This is a genomic window from Enterobacter asburiae, from assembly GCF_001521715.1.
Classification (GTDB): domain Bacteria; phylum Pseudomonadota; class Gammaproteobacteria; order Enterobacterales; family Enterobacteriaceae; genus Enterobacter; species Enterobacter asburiae.
Window position 1 is genome coordinate 4,375,245 of record NZ_CP011863.1, and the last position, 18,752, is coordinate 4,393,996.

An 18,752-nucleotide genomic window follows, 5' to 3' on the forward strand; every position below is an offset into this window, starting at 1 on the left:
CCATGAACTGGCCTCAAATCACTCTCATCATCCTGCTTGCCTTTGGTCTGGGCGTAACCGCCATCAAGCATGGCGAGCTACGCAATGATAAATACAGCTTCTGGTGGCAGCTCGCTGGTAACCTGGTTATTTCCTGGCTGCTCTGGTGTGGCGGTTTCTTTAGTCAAGCCCGCGCAGCTCAGCCGCCACAGGCTGCTCTGCAGTATCGCGACGATGTGATCCGTAATGCCCGGCTTGAATGGGGAATGTCAGCGCCGGTGGCCGACTTCGCCGCACAGCTGCATCAGGAAAGCGGCTGGCGACCTGATGCGGTCTCGCCGGTTGGCGCTCAGGGGCTGGCGCAGTTTATGCCCGCTACCGCTGACTGGATAAGTCAGCTGATGCCGGGGCTGAACAGCCGTGAGCCGTTTAATCCGGCATGGGCCATCCGGGCGCTGGTCAGCTATGACCGCTGGCTGTGGCAGCGTGTCAGCGCCGCCAACGGCTGCGAACGTATGGCCATGACGCTGTCCGGCTATAACGGCGGTCTGGGCTGGGTACAGCGGGACAAACGGCTGGCCTCACAGCAGGGGCTGGACAGCGCCCGCTGGTTTGGCCATGTCGCCACGGTGAATGCCGGACGTAGCGCCGCCAACTGGCGGGAGAACCGCCACTATCCGCAGCGCATCCTGCGGGAGCTGGCTCCGCGCTATCTCACATGGGGAGGCAGCAGCTGTGTGGAACCAGGTTAAAAAATTACCGTGGCGCGGCATGGTGCTGATGCTTGTTCTGGTGGCTGTTCTTTATGGACTGAACCGCTGGGGCTATCACGACGGTGCTGAGGACGCAAAACGTGACGGTGACGCAGCGCTCAGTCGGCTGCAGTCAGCGTTTGATACCTACAAAACCGAACAGACAACGCTTGAGAACGCAGCGCTGCGGGCCTGGGCAAAGCGTTATCAGGAACAGGTTGTCGCCGGGCATCAGGCCGAGACCAGTTACCTTGAGCAGATTGCTCAGCTTGAGAGCCAGAACAAACAACTACAGGGGCAAATTAACGATGTCACACAGCGCTGGATTGATGAAAAAGGTAAGAGCCATCCCATTGAGTGCGTGTTTACTCGCGGTTTCGTGCGCCAGTACAACGCCGCGCTCGGATATGACAACGCATCCGTCGACACCGGTCATTCAGACGCAACTGCCGCCGCTGGCACCGGCACTCGCGCAGCGTCCGGGCAACCTGCAGCCGCTGACGCCTGGCTACGCGACTCAGGTGTCTCCCAGCGTGACGTCCTCGCCAACATCATCGACAACGCGAAGCAGTGTCGCATCTGGCGCGGCCAGATAAACGGGCTGCTGGACGAACGGGAAGGATTACAGAAATGACGTTGCAGGTTGAATTCTGGACGGTGGTGGGCTTTCTCATCACCTTCATGAGCTTTGTCGGCGGTATGGCCAAGTGGCTGTTCAGTAAAGCGGAGGAGCGTCAGGCGGCGCGGTTCGCCTCCCTTGAGCAGTCGCTGCAACAGTCCGCCTCCAACTGGGGAGAGCTGGAAAAAGAATTTATGCGGTTTAAGGCGGATTTACCGCTGAACTACGTCCGCCGCGAGGATTACATCCGTGGCCAGACGGTCATCGAGGCCAAGCTGGACGCACTCTACAACAAACTGGAAGTGGTACAGCAGTACCGTCATACAGGAGGTCACCATGGTTGATATCGCCCGCGTGCGCCGGGAATCCCTGCGCTGGAGTCTGCTGGTTGCTCTGAACAAAACCCGCCCGTATACCGCCAGCGAGACGCTGCTGCTGGATGTATCCCGCGCCATCTACCCGGACACCACGCCGCTGGAGCTGCGCCGAGAGCTGGATTATCTGGCCGACCGCAAGATGGTAGATCTGGAGAAAAAACCCTCCGGCGACTGGTTTGCCGACCTGACCCGCCTCGGCGTCGACCTGGTGGAATACACCGTGGAATGCGGCCCCGGCATCGCCCGCCCGGAAAAGTACTGGAGTGAATAATGGCCAGACGCAGCACGATAGAAAAGCTGCCGGAAGATGTGCGTCGCTGGCTTGAGCGGGCGCTGACTGAATCCGGCTTCAGCGGGTATAACGAGCTGGAGTCCCTGCTGCGTGAGCAGGGTTACGTCATCAGCAAATCGGCTATCCATCGCTATGGCCAGAAGATTGAGCGCCGCTATGGCGCTATCCGTGCGGCGACAGAAGCGGCCCGCATGCTGACCGAGGGAGCTGCTGACGATCAGGATGCGCGTTCGGAGGCGGTGATCGCCCTGATTCAGACCGAGCTGTTCGAGAGTATTGTCCAACTGCAGGAAGCGGAAGAAGGCGAAGTCGACCCCAAAGAGCGCGTGGCGCTGCTGTCGAAGGTGGCGAAGAACGTGGCCACGCTGTCCCGCGCGTCCGTCAACCTCAAGAAGTTCCAGTCCGAAGTCCGGGCCAGAGCGCAGCAGGCAGCCAGCAACGCCGAGAAAATTGCCCGTAAGGGTGGACTGTCAACCGATGCAGTACAGGCGCTGCGCCGTGAAATTCTGGGGATTGCCACATGAGCCAGCTTGCTCCCGTTTTGCCTGATACCTCGGCGCTGGATATCCCCGCCGTTCTGATGCCTTACCAGCAGCGCTGGGTGGCTGATACGTCGCCGCTCAAGGTGATTGAGAAGAGCCGCCGTACCGGTATCACCTGGGCTGAAGCGTCCGATGATGTGCTGACCGCAGCCTCTTCAGCACCTGCGGGCGGGATGAACGTGTATTACATCGCCTATAACCAGGACATGACCGTCGAATATATCCAGGCGTGTGCGATGTGGGCGCGGGCATTCAACTATGCCGCCAGCGAAATCGAAGAGGGTTTCTGGGAAGAAGACGAAGACGACAAGCACATCAAGACCTACACCATCAAGTTTCCCGACTCCGGCTTCCGCGTTGTCGCGCTCTCCAGTCGTCCGTCTAACCTGCGTGGCCGTCAGGGCATCATCGTTATCGATGAAGCGGCGTTCCATGAGCAACTGGATGAACTGCTGAAGGCGGCGCTGGCGATGCTTATCTGGGGCGGTAAAGTGCGCGTTATCTCCACCCATGACGGTGACGATAATCCGTTCAATACGCTTATCGGTGATATCCGGGCCGGGCGTCAGGGGGGCAGCGTACACCGCATTACTTTCCAGGAGGCTGTGTCGGAGGGATTGTTCCACCGCGTCTGCCTGCGTACCGGGAAAGAATGGTCGCAAGCGTCCGAGCAGGCGTGGATGGCATCGGTGTACAAATTCTACGGTGCCGGTGCATCGGAGGAGCTTGACTGTGTCCCGGCCAACGGAGGCGGCGCCTGGCTGTCCCGCGCCCTGATTGAGTCCCGTATGTCGGCAGGCACGCCAGTGTTGCGCCTGACCTGCCCGGAGGGCTACGAACTGAAGCCCGATGACGTCCGCTGGAGCGAGACGCAGGACTGGCTGGATGAGAATCTGAAGCCCCTGCTGGAGGCGCTTCCCGCCGATGCCCGCTCGTTTTTAGGGCGTGACTTTGGCCGCAGCGGTGACCTGTCGGTGGACTATCCCCTGTTGCAGGAGAAGAACCTGGTACGCCGCGTGCCGTTCGTGCTGGAGCTGCGCAACGTGCCGTTCAAACAGCAGGAGCAAATCGCGTGGTATCTGATGGACGGCCTGCCAAACCTGATGGGCGCGGCGCTCGATGCCCGTGGTAACGGCTCTTACCTCGCCGAATACGCCATGCAGCGCTACGGCTCCAGCCGGGTTAAGCAGGTCATGCCTACTGAAAACTGGTATCGCGAGCATATGCCGCCGGTCAAGGCTGCGCTGGAAGATGGCAACCTGGTGGATTTACCGAAGGACGAAGACACGCTGGACGACCTGCGGGCCGTTCAGGTGGTAAACGGCGTTCCCCGCGTGCCGGAACAGCGCTCAAAAGCGAAGTCTGACAGTGGCAAACGTCACGGGGATTCAGCCATCGCGCTGGCGCTGGCGTACTTCGCCAGCCGTGAAATTAACAAAGGGCCGGTGAAGGCAAGCTCACGCCGTCGTCGTCAGGCGGCCCGTATGCTGGAGGATTACTGATGGCCCGTGGACTCTGGGTTTCACCCAATGAGTTTGTCTCTTTTGCCGAACCCAATAAAACGCTGACGGAGCAGATCGCCTCGCGCAGCCGCTCCATCGACTTCTTCGGGCTGGGAATGTACCTGCCTAACCCAGACCCCATTCTGAAATCTCAGGGCCGGGATATCCGCATCTATCGTGAACTGCGTACCGACCCGCTGGTTGGTGGGTGCATCCGCAGGCGTAAGGCGGCGGTCAAGTCGCTGGAGCGTGGTCTTGAGCGCGGTCATGCCCCGGCGCGGGTATTCAGCTTCATCCGGGATATGCTCGACGATCTGGATTTGTCCCGCATCATCGGCGAGATGACCGACGCCGTTCTCTACGGGTATCAGCCCTGTGAGGTCATGTGGGGGCGTTCTGTTAAATCCTGGGGCATCGCCGATATCGTGGGTAAGCCGCCAGAGTGGTTCCAGTTCGACAATGACAACCTGCTGCGCTTTCGGGCAAAAGACGCCGGGCTGGAAGGCGAGCCGGTACCGCTGAACAAGTTCGTGGTACCGCGTCAGGACGCGACCTACGATAACCCGTATGGCTTCCCTGACCTGTCGATGTGCTTCTGGCCCGTGACCTTCAAAAAAGGTGGCATGAAGTTCTGGGTGCGCTTTGCCGAGAAATACGGCTCACCGTGGGTTATCGGCAAGCATCCGCGCGGTACCGCTCAGGGTGAGATTGACCTGCTGCTGGATTCCATGGAGGCAATGGTGGAAGACGCGGTGGCCGCTATCCCTGACGATTCCTCTATCGAAATCAAGGAGGCCGCAGGCAAGGCCGACAGCAGCGATATTTATCAGAACCTGATAACGCTTGCCCGCAGTGAAATCTCCATCGCCCTGCTGGGGCAGAACCAGACCACCGAGGCCAACAGTAACCGCGCCTCCGCGCAGGCCGGACTGGAGGTCACCGATGATATCCGTGACGCTGACGCTGATATCGTAGAAAGCGCGGTGAATCAGGCCATCAGGATGGCGGTATCAATGAACTTTGGCGATGTGGCCAGCCCCGTCTGGAAGATGTGGGAACAGGGAACGGTCGACGATACTCAGGCAACCCGCGACGAGAAACTCAGCCGCGCCGGTGTGGTCTTCACCCCGCAATACTTCAAGCGTGAGTACCAGTTGCAGGACGGCGATATTGACGAGACACCACCGTCAGAGCGCCAGAAGAACACGCTGCCGCTGTCGTTCGCCGAGGCCATAGATGCTGATATTCAGGCCCAGCAGGACCTCGATGATGCGCTGGATATTCTGATGAACGGTGGTAACTTAAACGGCGTACTTGCGCCGGTGCTGGAGCCGCTCTTTCACCAGGTGAAAGACGGCGTTAACCCGTCTGAGCTGTTGGGGGCGCTGGCTGAACTGTACCCGCAGATGAATGCGGATGACCTGCAGGAACGGCTGGCCCGTATCATGTTTGTTGCAACTGTCTGGGGGCGTCTGCATGAGCGTGACAACGGCTGAACTGGCGTACTGCATGACGCTGCCCCCAAAACGGGCTGTCAGCTACCTGAAGTCCAAAGGGTATAGCTTCACGTGGGACTGGGAGGAGATGTGGCAGGATGCCCATGCCCGCGCCTTTACCGTCGCCAAAGTGACCCGCCTTGATATCCTGGAAGATATCAGGAGCGCCCTGCAGCAGGCACTGGATGAGGGCAAGACTGACCGCTGGTTCCGCCAGCAGCTGGAGCCGGAGCTGCAGCGCAAGGGATGGTGGGGGCCACGTGACACCACCGACCCGGTAACGGGCGAGCCGGTCACCATCCAGCAGGGCAGCCCGTGGCGGCTCGACACCATCTTTCGCACCAATATGTCCGTACTCTACAGCGCCGGTCGCTGGGCGGAGCAGATGGAGAACGTCGACGACAGGCCGTACTGGATGTATACCGGCATCAACGACAGCCATACCCGCAAGAGCCATCTGGCGCTGCATGGTCTGGTGCTGCGCTATGATGACCCGTTCTGGCAGGCGTTCTACCCGCCGAACGGCTGGCGCTGCCGCTGTGGCGTCATTGCCCTGAGCGCGGCGGATGTGCGTGCCCGTGGCCTGAAGGTGTCAGATTCTGGCTCAGCCATGGGCTGGGAGCTGAAGCTGGTCTCAGAGAAAACAGGCGAGATGCAGAACGTCGCCACCTTCAATACCGGTACCACGAAAGTGGCCACCGACGTCGGCTGGTCTTACGCGCCGGGGCTGCATACCGTCCCGACCTTGCCCGCTATCAGGGTACGCTTCAGCCGCTGGCACAGCAGGAACTGAGAGGATAACGATGGCTTCCGATAACCTGGTCAATATCACCATTAACGATGAATCCCTGCGCCGGAGCCTCCGTGCGCTGGACCTGGCTGCCACAGACCTGGAACCCGCGATGCGCAAAATCGCCGGAACCCTGCTGGCGGAGACGCAGTTTAACTTTCTCGATGAGGGGCGTCCGGGGTGGACTCCCTCGCTGGCAGCAGAAGAGCGCGACGGACAAACACTGCAGGACACCGGGCGTCTGATGGGGTCAGTATCAACCGACCATGATGACCGGCAGGCAGCGGTTGGCACTAATGTCGTTTATGGGCCGATTCACCAGTTCGGTGGTAAAACGGGGCGTAATGAGTCCGTTGAACTTCCGGCCCGTCCGTTCCTGCCGCTGACAGGGGACGGTGAGCTGCAGCCTGAAGTGGTTGTCCCCATCCTCGATACGATTGTCCGCCATCTTGAAGCAGCGGCCCGTCGCTGAGTTTTGTCTCTACAGGCGGGTGATTTATCATTGCCAGCCGCTGAGGGGCTGTATTACCTTTATAAAGGCTTTACAGCCCCCGCTTTGCACCACTATTTGCCCGCAGCGTGAAATTCCCCGTACCGATACCCCCGATTTTTTCTAAAGCAGATTAAAAGCGCTGCTGATGCTTTTTCCACAGACTGTCCCCGACAACGTAACGCGGGACAGCAAAATGCCAGCCATTCACATTTTTAAAGCCGGTACTCATACCGATATGCACGGCACGAAATTGCCGTTCACGCAAAGCGATCTTGCCGCCTGCGTGAAAGCCTATGACCCGTCCGTCCATGAAGCGCCTCTCGTTATTGGCCACCCCAAAACGGAAGACCCGGCGTGGGGCTGGGTGAAATCCCTGTCGCTTAACGGCGGCGATCTGCTCGCTGAGCCTGACCAGCTCGACCCGCAGTTTGCCGAACTGGTGGGCAACGGACGCTTCAAAAAGGTCTCCGCCTCGTTCTATCTCCCTGACTCACCGAACAACCCGAAGCCCGGCACGCTTTACCTGCGTCATGTCGGCTTTCTGGGGGCGCAGCCACCTTCCATTAAGGGGCTGAAGCAGGTTTCGTTTGGTGAGAAAGAAGAAGGCGTCGTGGAGTTTGCCGACTGGAGTGATATCACCAATGCCTCTTTATGGGGCCGTCTGCGCGATTTTCTGATCGCCCAGTTCGGGCTGGACGAGACCGACAAGGTGCTTCCTTCATGGCAGGTTGACTCCCTGCGCGAAGAGGCTTACCGCGACACCGGGAAGTCTGAACCGGACTTCAGTGAACACAATCCCAACCCTCAACAAGAGAACAGCACCATGACTGAAGAAGAAATCAAAGCGCTTCAGGCGGAAAACACACGTCTGAAAGCAGAAGCCACCCAGCGGGCAGAACAGGAAGCGAAGAGCAAGCAGGACAAACTGCACGCGGACAACGTCTCCTTTGCCGAGAAGTTGGTCGGCGCGGGTCGCCTGACCCCGGCAGCAAAACCGGTTGTTGTTGCCATTCTTGATGCGGTAGCCGGTGGCGATAAGCCTGTCGAGTTCGCCGAGGGCGATACCCGCACCCCGCTGGCCACGGCGTTTAAGACGCTGCTGGATGGCACTGCCCCGGTACTGAATTTCAGTGAACACGCGACCAAAGACCGCGTGAGCACGGATATCAAAACGACGTCAGCGGAGTTCGCTGAAGCCGACCCGGAACGTCTGGCGCTGCATCAGAAAGCGCTGGAACTGTCGAAAAAAGAAGGCATCAGCTACGACGCTGCTGTCTCCCGCTGCCTGTAATTAAGGAGAGAACATGTCTGACTATTTAAAGGGTAAGCGCGTCGTTGACCCGGTGCTGACCAGCATCGCTCGCGGTTATAAAAATGCCGTGTTCATCGGTGAGCGCATTTTCCCCATTGTTCTTACCGATAAGGAAGGTGTGACCGTGCCGACCTTCGGTAAATCCGCTTTTGTGGAGTATGACACCGAGCGTGCCGTGGGGGCTGACAGTAACGTTCTGGTGCGTGAGAAAACCGGCAAACTGGATCTGGTACTCAACGAGCACGATCTGGCCGCACCGGTGGACTATCGCGAGCAGGCGGAGTCGATGTTCAACGAAGAAGCCAAAGCCATTCGCCGTGTGACGAGCGGCGTCAACCTGAAACGCGAACTGTATGCGGCCCGTCTGGCTCAGGACAAAAACGTCTATCGCGCAGCTAACGTCAAAGCGCTGGCCGCTGCCGACCGCTGGGGCGGTGGCAAGGGTGACCCGATTGGCATCATTGAAGGCGGCATTGAAGCGGTGCGTAATGCCACCGGTCTGCGTCCAAACCTGATGACCATGGGGGCCAGCGTGATGTCGCTGCTGAAGTTCCACCCGGCGATTCAGGCCGCGATTGGTGCTAACGAGCGCAAGCGTATCACCATCGAAATTCTGAAAGACCTTTTCCAGCTGGAAGATGTGGTGATCGGCGAGCCAGTCTCCATGGCCTCCATGAAAGACGCGCAGAACAAGGACAAAGTCCCGACCGATATCTGGGGCGACAACCTGATGCTGCATTACGTCGGCAAACCCCAGCCAGGCACCGACAGCGCCGACGAAAACGAACCGTCCTTCGGTTACACCCTGCGCCGTAAAGGGATGCCGGTGGCGGATAAATACGACGGCGTCGGCGGCAAAGTGAAGTACTGCCGTTATACCGATATCTACAAAGTCGCCGTGGTCGGTGGCGATGCCGGGTATCTCGTCACCAACATCGTGAAATAAGGAGACGGTCATGGGTACAACTCAACAGGTCATTCTGACCACCACCGTGACGGCCAGCGCGGCGCTGACGCAACAGCGCTTTGTCGGTGCCGATAATGGCCCCTGTCAGGCCGGAGCCGTCGCGCTTGGCGTGGCAGAGGTGGATGCCGCTGCCGGTGATGTAACGCCGGTCAACGTACTGGGTATTGTTGCAGTCGAGGCTGGTGCTGCGATTGCTAAAGGGCAGAATGTCCAGTCGGATGAGAATGCCTGCGCCGTTCCCCAGACAGCCGCATCAGGCGAGACCCCGGCGGGTATTTCTGCCGGGATTGCGCTGGATGAGGCTCTGGCCGAAGGCGACGTTATCCGCATCCTGCGCGGGGTGTGATATGTACTGCACCCTCGCGGATTTGCTTGAACAGGTTCCTGAGCGGACGCTAATTCAGCTCACCAATGAGGAGCTGGACTTCGATTCGCCCGCGACGGTGAAAACTGAGGTGGTGGACAGCTGTATTCGCTATGCCGATGAGCTGATTGATGCCCATCTGCGCGGACGCTATACCCTGCCGCTGGCGGAGATACCGACCGTTCTGCGCGACATTGCCATCACGCTGGTGCGTTACCGGCTCTACACCCGCCGCCCGGAAGGCGCAGTCCCGGATACCGTGAAGGATGACCACAAAGAGGCCCGGCGTCAGCTTGAGGCCATCCGCGACGGAAAACTCACGCTGGGGCTGCAGTCGACTCAGAAAGACGTGCCTGAGTCCGGTGAAATCCGGGCACGGGCACGCCGCCCCACCTTTGGCGGGCGCGACGGCTTACTGGAGAAATACTGATGAACGTTCTGCCCGTCCTCGATGCAGTACTGACCCGGTTACGGGAGAAGCTGCCGCAGCTGCAGGTGGAGTACTTCCCGGAGAAACCGGCTGAATATCGCCTGAATCATCCGGTTGGGGCGCTGCTGGTGAGCTATGCCGGGTCGCGCTTCGATAAGCCGAATGATATCGGTGCGGTACTCCAGCCTCAGACTATCCAGCTCTGCGTCACGGTGGTCTTCCGCCAGCTCAACGGTAAAAGAGGCGCGATTGATGTTCTGGATGCAGTCCGTCGCATCCTCGGTGGCTACACCCCGCCGAACTGCCGCCGTCGCATCTGGCTGACCCGCGAGGTATTTATCGGTGAGGTCAAGGGGCTGTGGCAGTACGCCCTCGACTTTGCCACTGAAAGTGTCTTTATCGAAGACAGCGATTTACCGTCCGGCCCGCTGTTAACCGAAGTGAACTATGAGGAAAGCGAGTGATGAAAGAATACCGCTATTCCGGCCCGGCCAGCGGCGTCACGCTGTCGGACGGAACCGAAATCCTGCTCTGGCCGGGGAAAAATGTTTCCCTGCCGGAGGAGCATGACTATGTGAAGGTACTGGTGGCGCTGAAGCATCTGACACCGGTATCTGAAGAGACTAAACCCGCCAGCACACCGGTTGTGCAGTCACCAAAGCGCAGGAACGTCGGCGACAACGATGTGAAAACGGAGGACTCCCATGGCAGCTAACTATCTGCATGGCGTCGAAACCATTGAGGTGGAAAACGGTGCCCGCCCGGTAAAAACAGTGAAGTCTGCCGTCATTGGCCTGATTGGTACCGCCCCGATGGGGGACGTCAATACGCTGGTACAGTGCCTGTCTGAGAAAGATGCCGCGGCGTTTGGCAGCCAGCTCACCGGCTTTACCATTCCACAGGCACTGGATGCGATCTACGACCATGGCGCAGGCACCGTTCTGGTCATTAACGTGCTTGATCCGTCTGCTCATAAAACCGCTGTGGCCGATGAAGATGTAACGTTCGACAAGGCGACGGGCAAAGCGAAGCTGGCTAATCCGGTGGTCGCGCAGCTGGTACTGAAACCGGACAGCGATGGCCAGCCTTATGTGGAAGGTCAGGACTACTCGCTTGATGCACAGACCGGGGTGATTACCAACCTCGGTAAGAGCATTACCGCAGATGCAACGGTGAAGGCCAGCTATAACTATGCTGACCCGACCAAAGTCACCCCGGCTGATATCATCGGTGCCGTTAATGCGGCGGGCAACCGTACCGGCATGAAGCTGCTTAACGACAGCTTCAACCTGTTTGGCTACTTCGCAAAAATCCTGATTGCCCCGGTCTTCTGCACCCAGAACAGCGTCTCGGTTGAGCTTATCGCCATGGCTGAGAAGCTGGGCGCGGTGACCTACATCGACGCGCCGATTGGTACCACTTTTGCTCAGGCTCTGGCGGGGCGTGGCCCGGAAGGCACCATTAACTTCAACACCAGCTCCGACCGCGTCCGTCTGTGCTACCCGCACGTCAAGGTGTACGACGCGGCCACCAACAGCGAACGGCTGGAGCCGCTGAGCCAGCGTGCTGCAGGTCTGCGTGCAAAGGTCGACCTGGACAAGGGCTACTGGTGGTCGTCCTCCAACCAGGAGGTTCTGGGTATCACCGGCGTGGAGCGCCAGCTGTCGGCAATGATTGACGACCCGCAGAGTGAGGTGAACCTGCTCAACGAACAGGGCATCACCACGGTCTTCAGCAGCTACGGCAGCGGCCTGCGTCTGTGGGGCAACCGTATGGCGGCATGGCCAACGGTCACCCATATGCGCAACTTTGAGAACGTTCGCCGCACCGGTGATGTGATCAACGAGTCCCTGCGTTATTTCAGCCAGCAGTACATCGACATGCCGATCACCCAGGCGCTGATTGATGCGCTGACAGAGTCGGTCAACGCCTACGGTCGCAAGCTGATTGGCGACGGTGCGCTGCTGGGCTTCAGCTGCTGGTTTGATCCGGCCCGCAACGAAGAGACGGAGCTGGCCGCCGGTCACCTGTTGCTGAGCTACAAATACACGCCGCCACCACCGCTGGAGCGACTGACGTTTGAGACCGAGATCACCTCGGAATATCTGTTAACCCTGAAGGGGAATCGCTGATGGCAAAGATTGAGATCAACCGCATCACGAATGCCAACATCTACCTGGATGGCGCTAACCTGCTGGGCCGGGCCGAGGAGGTCAAACTGCCTGACGTCTCCATGACCATGCAGGAGCATAAGGCGCTTGGGATGGTGGGCAAGGTGGAACTCCCGGCAGGCTTCGACAAGCTGGAGGGTGAGATCAAGTGGAACAGCTTTTACCGCGATGCGATGCTGTCTGCCGCGAACCCGTATAAGTCGCTGGCGCTGCAGTGCCGTTCCAGCGTCCAGCGTTACAGTTCGCAGGGGCTGATTGACGAAATTCCGCTGGTCACCTTCCTGACAATCATGTTCAAGAAGAACCCGCTGGGGACGTTCAAACAGCACGAGAATGCCGAGTTCTCCAGTAGCTTCACCTGCACGTACATCAAGCAGGTACTGGATGGTGAAGAGCTGCTGGAGCTGGACTATCTGGCCAACATCTTCCGCGTCGGCGGCGTTGACCAGTTGACTGACTACCGCATCAATATCGGGGGCTGACGGTGACCGTCGAGATTGAAGATAAAGGCGGGAACTGTGGTTCGATTGGCATGGGAAATGGTACGTGGTTTACCATCCTTGATATTCCGGGGGTGGAAAACCTTTTTAATACCCAGAAAACCAATGACCCGATTGACTGCACACGCTCTAAAGCACGAAAGCTCGCTGACCTGATTGAGGCATGGGAGCCACCTGACCACTGGTTCACCGGCATCGGCAAAGCCGAAGGAAAGGCGCTTCTCATCGCCTTCCTGCGTAACTGCAAAGGCTTTCGCACTCGCTGACATCACAGGGGCTTCGGCCCCTTTTTCTTTAATTTCCTTTAATAACCACCGCCTTCCCACTCAGACATACTGCCCTGAAACCATACAGGAGCATGACCATGTCACAGACCAACACCGAAGCCGAAATCTTCCCCCTGCAGTTCCCTTTCACCACAGCGGCAGGTGATTCCATTTCTCAGCTCGCGCTTAAGCGCCTGACGGTTAAAGACCTCAAGCAGGTCAAGAAAACCCATAAGGACCCGGCTGACTGGGATGAACCGCTGATTGCCCGTAGTACAGGCCTGCTCCCGGAAGACCTGGACAATATGGACCTGGCTGATTATCTGGAGCTGCAGACCCGATTTCAGAAAATCACAGGGCTGGGCAAGAAACCCGAAGACGATGACAAAGGCACAGGGGCTACTGGCGAGGTGGTTCCGGTTCCAGCCGGGGGAAATTGACGCTCTCGATATTGACGATCTGGAAATGTGGCTGGAGCAGGCTGAAGAGCAAATCAAAAGCGAGTACGGCGACAGAGACTGACCATTTTGATTAAGTATGACAGCAGCCGGATAGCGGCTGCTTCCTCCTTCCAGTATCCCTTCAGCACTTTCCTGACCTTTCTTCTTTTATATACCGACCCGGAGGATATCCATCGTGGCCAGTAACTTTTCCGTCGGCGTTGTTATTGGTGGCATGATTGGCAGCACCTTCCGTTCTGCGATGAGCGGTACCCGACGCGCCCTTGATTCCCTCAATGACACTTCCCGCCGTCTGCAGGAACGCCAGGACAATCTGACCCAGAAAATTGCCCGCTATGGCCACCTTGGCACCTCCTCCATGCAGAATCTGAACAATGCTCTGCTGAGGGTGGGCCGGACTATGGAGCAGGTTGAGCGGCAGCAACGCCGTTTGTCGGCAGCCTCTGCCACCAGTGATGCGCTGAAAGCCAACCGCAGGGACCTGTATTCTCAGGGGGCTGAAACCGCCGGTATTGCGATGATGCTAGGTGCCCCGGTTCTAAAATCCGTCAAGCAATATGCTTCTTTTGAATCTCAGCTCCGAGATATCGGTGTTACTGGTGATTTGAATAAATCACAAGAGCTACAGATTGGTAATATTATTCGGCAAAAGGCTCTGGAAACTAACCAGTATCAGGAAACATTAATGGAGGGGATTGGTACCCTCGTTGCTGCAGGGCAGGAACCATTAAAAGCTGCCGGGAAAAGCGGTCTGCTAGGAAAAACAGCGACAGCGTCTGGAGCAGACATTAACGATTTAGCCAAAATGAGCCTTGCTTTTGAGTCGCTTCGTATTACGGATAATCAAGAGTTAGAAAAAGCATTTAACCGCGCGGTATTTGGCGGGAAAGCCGGTCGATTTGAATTAAAAGATATGGCGCAATATTTACCTGAAATGGCCCAGCAATTCGCCGGAAAAGGTATTTTTGGACAAGAAGCCTTATCTCAAATTATCGCAAGTCTTGAGGTTGGTCGCGAGGGGGCCGGTTCTGAAGGGGAAGCTGCGACCAACATGCGGAACTGGTTAGCATCTATGGGACGAGGCGATATTGCCAAGCGCTATGCAAATGCTGGCCTTGATTACCAGGATTCAATGAGCCACTACGTCTCTGCTGGCAAGTCGCAATATGAAGCATCCATTCTTATCGCAGATCGTTTTATTAAAAGTAAAGGGAAAGAGTTCTTATCTCAGTGGGAGAAAGCTGGAGCAAGAGGAGACCGGGAAGCGCAGCAAACATTAATGGAATCCTTTGGACTTTCTTCAATATTTACAGATGTCCAAACAGTGAACCATCTTTTAGCCATGAGGCAACGCTGGGGGGATTACCAGAAAATAAAAGAGGATATGAATGGTCCAACAGCGCAGAACTCTATAAATACTGATTTCGAGAAAAAAAATGACACACTAGAGGCTCGATGGCGTAGAACGCAGATCGGTTTTAACGAGTCGGCTATCAGTATTGGCGAGTCTCTGCGTCCTGCGTTGATCCAGTTAGGAGAAACGTTCATCCCCCTGATAAACAGCGTTGGTAAATGGATTGCGGCGCATCCACAGCTGGTCAGCGGCACTATCAAAGTCGTCGGTGCATTACTTGCTTTTAAGATGGCCACTATCGGTCTCAAGCTGGGGCTGAATCTGCTGTTCTCTCCTTTCACCAGTGTCTGGAAAAACATCATTTTATTGCGAACCAACTGGCTTCGTCTGACGCTTGCACTGGGTGAAGGCGGTAAACTCCGCTGGCTGGTGACCGGCTTCAGCGCTGTCGCCAGAGGTGCCAGAACTCTGGGGGGCGTGCTGTCAGGTGGGCTGGTTCGCGGCATTATGATCGCCGGACGTGCCGTTCTCTGGATTGGCAGGGCGCTGCTGATGAATCCCATTGGTCTTGCCATCACCGCCGTCGCGGCGGCGGCTTATCTTATTTATCGTAACTGGGGGGCTGTCAGCAGTTGGTTCAAACAGCGCTGGGCTGACATTAAAGAGGCTTTTAACGGCGGTATCGTGGGGATTGGTAAGCTGCTGATTAACTGGTCGCCGGTTGGTCTGCTCTATAAAGCCTTTGCGGCTGCGCTGAAATATCTCGGCGTTGATCTGCCCGCGAAGTTCACTGACTTCGGTGGCCATCTTATCGACGGGCTGATAAACGGCATCAAAAACAAATGGGAGTCGCTCAAAACCACCGTCACAGATATGGGCGACAGTGTCGGCGGCTGGTTCAAGGAAAAGCTGGGCATCCATTCGCCGAGCCGCGTGTTTATGGGCTTTGGTGACAATATCGTGCAGGGTGCCGCTATTGGCCTGCAGCGCACCACTCCGCTTGCGGCGCTGGCCGGACAGAAGCTGGCAGAAGAGATGACGCCTGACGTTCCCCGTATCCCGTCGCCGGAAATCATGGCTGCGGGATATTCGGGCCGTGGCGCAGCTGCTTCTGGTGGCGGAACATCTGGCGGTATTCAGGTCAGCTTTAACCCTCAGTTTTTCCTCAATGGCAAAGAAACCTCAGCGCCTGCCGGGCTGACCGGCGCACTGAATATGAGCCTGCATGAACTGGAGAAAATGCTGGAGCGTCTGCTGGCTCAGAAACAACGTCGGGGGTACGAATAATGTTTGCGGTACTGGGTGATATTGAGTTTGAACTGATTACTTACTGGACGGTTTCGAGGCAACGTTCGGCGTCGATTATGCCGAACATGCCCGCATAGAGGGTAAGCCCGCCTGCAGTTCGTCGCGACAAGCTGGACGAAATCCAGATAAGCCTGGTCTTCCATCAGCATTATTGTGTGCCCGACGTGGAGCTGGCGAGACTGAGAACGGCCATGAAGGCCCATCAGGCGCTGGCACTGGTTTTCGGCAATGGTGACTATCGCGGCTGTTTGTGATTACCGACGTGACCGCGACCAGCGAGCAGACCGACAGCACCGCAACGTGCTGGCCGTCAATGCCACTGCATCGCTGCGGGAGTATATCGGCGACCGAAGAACCCGCTGCAGCCACCTGCAATACGCACGCAGGTTCCCGGCGTCGGAGCGGTCTCCGGTGCCGTTCCTTCACCTTCCGGGGTGGCGCAGTACGTTCGCGACGGCGTCAATTATGCCAAACAGGCGCAGTCCGTTCTCCAGACCACCATCAGCGCCGTTCGGGTCGCGCAGAAGATGAAGGATAACCAGCCGTTGCGCTGACCCGCGTGCCAGTCTGATGAGTGGTCTGGCAACGTGTCCGGGCGCTAGGTCAAAGCGTTCCGGCATTTAATGCGCTCTCCGAATCCATGCCCGAAGCCATCAGTCTGGCCAGAGCCACCAGTGATGCGGCCACGTATGTGCAGCAGGCGCAGTCTTCGCTGAGCGGTGTTGACGGTAGCAATATCGCAGCATCGCTGGATGCCGTCTCTGGTCAGCTGAATTCAGCCAGCACCACCTTCACCCGCATGTCGCCGGGGTTAAGCACCATGGCAGCCAGAATACTGGCGAGGAGTGTGTGATGTTTCTTGAACATGTCACCCGTGACGGAGAACGCTGGACTCTCTCGCATGGCAGTACTATGGCGACCCGCTGGGCTATCCCGGATAATTGCCGTCAATCCGCACGTGGCCATTACGCCGGTGCTGCCCTCCGGTTGTTGTTACTGATTCCGGTTATCGAGGCTGAAGAAGCCAGTACAGAAGAGGATATTGCCCCATGGCTGAGATGAACAGCACTGCACAGGCCGCATCAGCGTTAACCGGCGTCAGCGATGTTCTGAGTCCGGTATTTACTCTGTGGTATCTCCAGAAGAACATCACCACCGATATCGCCCCCTATGTCACCCGCGTGACCTACAGCGATAACATCAAAGCGAGTCCGATACCATTGAGGTGGAGCTGGACGACACCGACGGTCGCTGGCTGGATAAGTGGTATCCGGGCAAGGGCGACACGCTGACGCTGAAAATGGGTTATCAGGGCGAGAAGCTGCTGTCCTGCGGTACGTTCTCGATAGACGAGATCGAGGTGAGTTCGCCCGCGTCTGTTGTCGCTATCCGGGGCGTGGCCACGTCGGTCAACAACGCCCTGCGGACAAAATCCAGCCGTGGTTTCGAGAGCACCACGCTGGCGGCCATCGCCGGGCGGATTGCCAAAAAGCATCAGCTGAAGCTGGTTGGCAGTATTGAGTCCATCAAAATTGACCGGGTGACCCAGTACGCTGAAACGGACGTGGGCTTCCTGCGTCGGCTGGCCAGCGAGTATGGTTATGCCGTAAAAGTTGTCAGCGACCAGCTGATTTTCTCTCATCTGGCCACGCTGCGCGGTCAGGAGCCGGTAAAACAGTTGAAGCCACAGGATGTGGCCAGTTTTTCCCTGCGTGACACCATCAACCGCGTCTACAAATCCGCAAAGGTAAAACACCAGAAGAGTAGCGATAAAAAGCTGATCGTCTACGAAGCTGATGGCGGCACCAGCGAAAGCGACAAACAAACCAAAGGCGGTAAGGTCACCAGTGCCGACTCACTGAAGGTCAACAGCCGCGTCAGTGACCCGGACAGCGCCCGGATTAAAGCAGATTCGGCGCTGGCCAGACATAACGAATACCAGCAGAACGGCTCCCTGACGCTGATGGGGACGCCCCAGTTGACTGCAGGCAACAAAATTGAACTGGTGGGCTTTGGTCAGTTATCCGGGCCATGGCTGATAACCACTGCCCGCCATGCATTTGACCGTAACAGCGGCTACATCACCGAACTGGAGGTGGCACGAGGGCCGGTCACGCAGGGCAAGGCGAAGAAAGGTAAAAAGACCGGCAAAACCCAGACGCTGACCGTCTATAAACCGGACGGCAGCACCTCCACGGTAATAAAGGAGAAGAAATAATGGCAGGTGTCACCCGTCAGGTCGGTACAGTCAGCGCCGTCGATGCCGACAAGGTTCAGGCCCGAGTTCGTTTGCCGGAATGCGATAACCTGCGCACTAACTGGCTTAACGTGCTGCAGCGCAATACCCAGGATAACAAGGATTACTGGCTCCCTGACGTGGGGGAGCAGGTTGAGGTGCTGCTCGATGCCAACGGCGAGGATGGTGTCATTCTGGGCGCGGTGTACTCAGACGTCGATAAACCACCGTTCAGCGACAAAAATGTCCGGGGCACAAAATACGCTGATGGTGCTGAGTTCAGCTATAACCGCGCGACCCATACGCTGACGGTTAAAGGCGGTATCGAGCATGTGGTGATCGAGGTTGCGGTGGGTATCAGCCTGAAGGGGAAAACTATTGATTTGACCGCTGACACCACCACGGTGAACGGCGACCTTAAAATCAACGGCAATGCCCACTCGACAGGCAGCATGCTCTCTGACGGCCAGAACTCCAATCATCACTCCCACTGACCTTCTTAAACGCCTTTAATATCGGCGTTCCCGCACAGGGGCAATAC

General features: G+C 57.5%; 20 protein-coding genes and 4 pseudogenes. All 24 read left to right on the forward strand.

Annotated features, from left to right (window positions below; genetic code table 11):
* Positions 1-2: 2 nt before the first annotated feature.
* Positions 3-731 carry a transglycosylase SLT domain-containing protein gene (locus ACJ69_RS21300; protein ID WP_054830061.1) on the forward strand — a complete coding sequence of 243 codons (729 nt, stop codon included), beginning with the start codon at positions 3-5 and terminating at the stop codon, positions 729-731.
* Positions 715-1,365, forward strand: coding sequence for a hypothetical protein (locus ACJ69_RS21305; protein WP_059347721.1), 651 nt, complete (start codon positions 715-717; stop codon positions 1,363-1,365). Before ACJ69_RS21300 ends, ACJ69_RS21305 begins: the two co-directional genes overlap by 17 nt.
* Positions 1,362-1,694 (forward strand): hypothetical protein, encoded by a 333-nt coding sequence (locus ACJ69_RS21310; RefSeq protein ID WP_000175096.1) that lies wholly within the window; start codon positions 1,362-1,364, stop codon positions 1,692-1,694. Before ACJ69_RS21305 ends, ACJ69_RS21310 begins: the two co-directional genes overlap by 4 nt.
* On the forward strand, positions 1,687-1,998 hold the full coding sequence (locus ACJ69_RS21315; protein ID WP_006122433.1) for a hypothetical protein: 312 nt from the start codon (positions 1,687-1,689) through the stop codon (positions 1,996-1,998). The genes ACJ69_RS21310 and ACJ69_RS21315 overlap by 8 nt, the downstream gene beginning before the upstream one ends.
* Positions 1,998-2,543 (forward strand): DUF3486 family protein, encoded by a 546-nt coding sequence (locus ACJ69_RS21320; RefSeq protein WP_011410682.1) that lies wholly within the window; start codon positions 1,998-2,000, stop codon positions 2,541-2,543. Before ACJ69_RS21315 ends, ACJ69_RS21320 begins: the two co-directional genes overlap by 1 nt.
* On the forward strand, positions 2,540-4,063 hold the full coding sequence (locus tag ACJ69_RS21325; RefSeq protein WP_059347722.1) for a hypothetical protein: 1,524 nt from the start codon (positions 2,540-2,542) through the stop codon (positions 4,061-4,063). The genes ACJ69_RS21320 and ACJ69_RS21325 overlap by 4 nt, the downstream gene beginning before the upstream one ends.
* Positions 4,063-5,559, forward strand: coding sequence for a DUF935 domain-containing protein (locus ACJ69_RS21330; protein ID WP_045621860.1), 1,497 nt, complete (start codon positions 4,063-4,065; stop codon positions 5,557-5,559). The genes ACJ69_RS21325 and ACJ69_RS21330 overlap by 1 nt, the downstream gene beginning before the upstream one ends.
* Positions 5,540-6,360: pseudogene (locus ACJ69_RS21335) on the forward strand (phage head morphogenesis protein). Before ACJ69_RS21330 ends, ACJ69_RS21335 begins: the two are co-directional and overlap by 20 nt.
* Before the next feature lie 2 nt (positions 6,361-6,362).
* Positions 6,363-6,821, forward strand: coding sequence for a phage virion morphogenesis protein (locus ACJ69_RS21340; RefSeq protein ID WP_006122439.1), 459 nt, complete (start codon positions 6,363-6,365; stop codon positions 6,819-6,821).
* Positions 6,822-7,035: 214 nt separating this feature from the next.
* Positions 7,036-8,133, forward strand: coding sequence for a hypothetical protein (locus ACJ69_RS21345; protein ID WP_032637444.1), 1,098 nt, complete (start codon positions 7,036-7,038; stop codon positions 8,131-8,133).
* A gap of 13 nt (positions 8,134-8,146) precedes the next feature.
* Positions 8,147-9,100, forward strand: coding sequence for a hypothetical protein (locus tag ACJ69_RS21350; RefSeq protein WP_032637443.1), 954 nt, complete (start codon positions 8,147-8,149; stop codon positions 9,098-9,100).
* A gap of 10 nt (positions 9,101-9,110) precedes the next feature.
* Complete coding sequence (locus ACJ69_RS21355) at positions 9,111-9,467, forward strand: DUF2190 family protein (RefSeq protein ID WP_000537462.1); 357 nt, start codon at positions 9,111-9,113, stop codon at positions 9,465-9,467.
* A 1-nt stretch (position 9,468) separates the two neighbouring features.
* Positions 9,469-9,915 carry a gp436 family protein gene (locus tag ACJ69_RS21360; protein ID WP_032637441.1) on the forward strand — a complete coding sequence of 149 codons (447 nt, stop codon included), beginning with the start codon at positions 9,469-9,471 and terminating at the stop codon, positions 9,913-9,915.
* Positions 9,915-10,379 carry a Gp37 family protein gene (locus ACJ69_RS21365; protein ID WP_032637440.1) on the forward strand — a complete coding sequence of 155 codons (465 nt, stop codon included), beginning with the start codon at positions 9,915-9,917 and terminating at the stop codon, positions 10,377-10,379. The genes ACJ69_RS21360 and ACJ69_RS21365 overlap by 1 nt, the downstream gene beginning before the upstream one ends.
* Positions 10,379-10,630: a hypothetical protein gene (locus ACJ69_RS21370; protein ID WP_006122445.1), complete on the forward strand. Its 252-nt coding sequence runs from the start codon at positions 10,379-10,381 to the stop codon at positions 10,628-10,630. Before ACJ69_RS21365 ends, ACJ69_RS21370 begins: the two co-directional genes overlap by 1 nt.
* Positions 10,620-12,047 (forward strand): phage tail sheath subtilisin-like domain-containing protein, encoded by a 1,428-nt coding sequence (locus ACJ69_RS21375; protein ID WP_059347723.1) that lies wholly within the window; start codon positions 10,620-10,622, stop codon positions 12,045-12,047. The genes ACJ69_RS21370 and ACJ69_RS21375 overlap by 11 nt, the downstream gene beginning before the upstream one ends.
* Positions 12,044-12,568, forward strand: coding sequence for a phage major tail tube protein (locus ACJ69_RS21380; protein ID WP_162837902.1), 525 nt, complete (start codon positions 12,044-12,046; stop codon positions 12,566-12,568). The genes ACJ69_RS21375 and ACJ69_RS21380 overlap by 4 nt, the downstream gene beginning before the upstream one ends.
* Positions 12,569-12,570: 2 nt before the next feature.
* Positions 12,571-12,852, forward strand: coding sequence for a hypothetical protein (locus tag ACJ69_RS21385; protein ID WP_054830059.1), 282 nt, complete (start codon positions 12,571-12,573; stop codon positions 12,850-12,852).
* 98 nt (positions 12,853-12,950) lie between these two features.
* Positions 12,951-13,292, forward strand: coding sequence for a phage tail assembly protein (locus ACJ69_RS21390; protein ID WP_059347724.1), 342 nt, complete (start codon positions 12,951-12,953; stop codon positions 13,290-13,292).
* Positions 13,293-13,488: 196 nt separating this feature from the next.
* A complete protein-coding gene (locus ACJ69_RS21395; RefSeq protein WP_059347725.1) occupies positions 13,489-15,954 on the forward strand; it encodes a phage tail tape measure protein in 2,466 nt (821 codons plus the stop codon).
* A pseudogene (locus tag ACJ69_RS21400) lies at positions 15,954-16,828 on the forward strand (phage tail protein). Before ACJ69_RS21395 ends, ACJ69_RS21400 begins: the two are co-directional and overlap by 1 nt.
* Positions 16,828-17,037 (forward strand): annotated as a pseudogene (locus ACJ69_RS21405) (tail protein X). The pseudogenes ACJ69_RS21400 and ACJ69_RS21405 overlap by 1 nt, the downstream one beginning before the upstream one ends.
* Positions 17,025-18,193: pseudogene (locus ACJ69_RS21410) on the forward strand (phage late control D family protein). The pseudogenes ACJ69_RS21405 and ACJ69_RS21410 overlap by 13 nt, the downstream one beginning before the upstream one ends.
* Positions 18,193-18,705 (forward strand): phage baseplate assembly protein V, encoded by a 513-nt coding sequence (locus ACJ69_RS21415; protein ID WP_059347726.1) that lies wholly within the window; start codon positions 18,193-18,195, stop codon positions 18,703-18,705. Before ACJ69_RS21410 ends, ACJ69_RS21415 begins: the two are co-directional and overlap by 1 nt.
* The last annotated feature ends 47 nt before the right edge of the window (positions 18,706-18,752 follow it).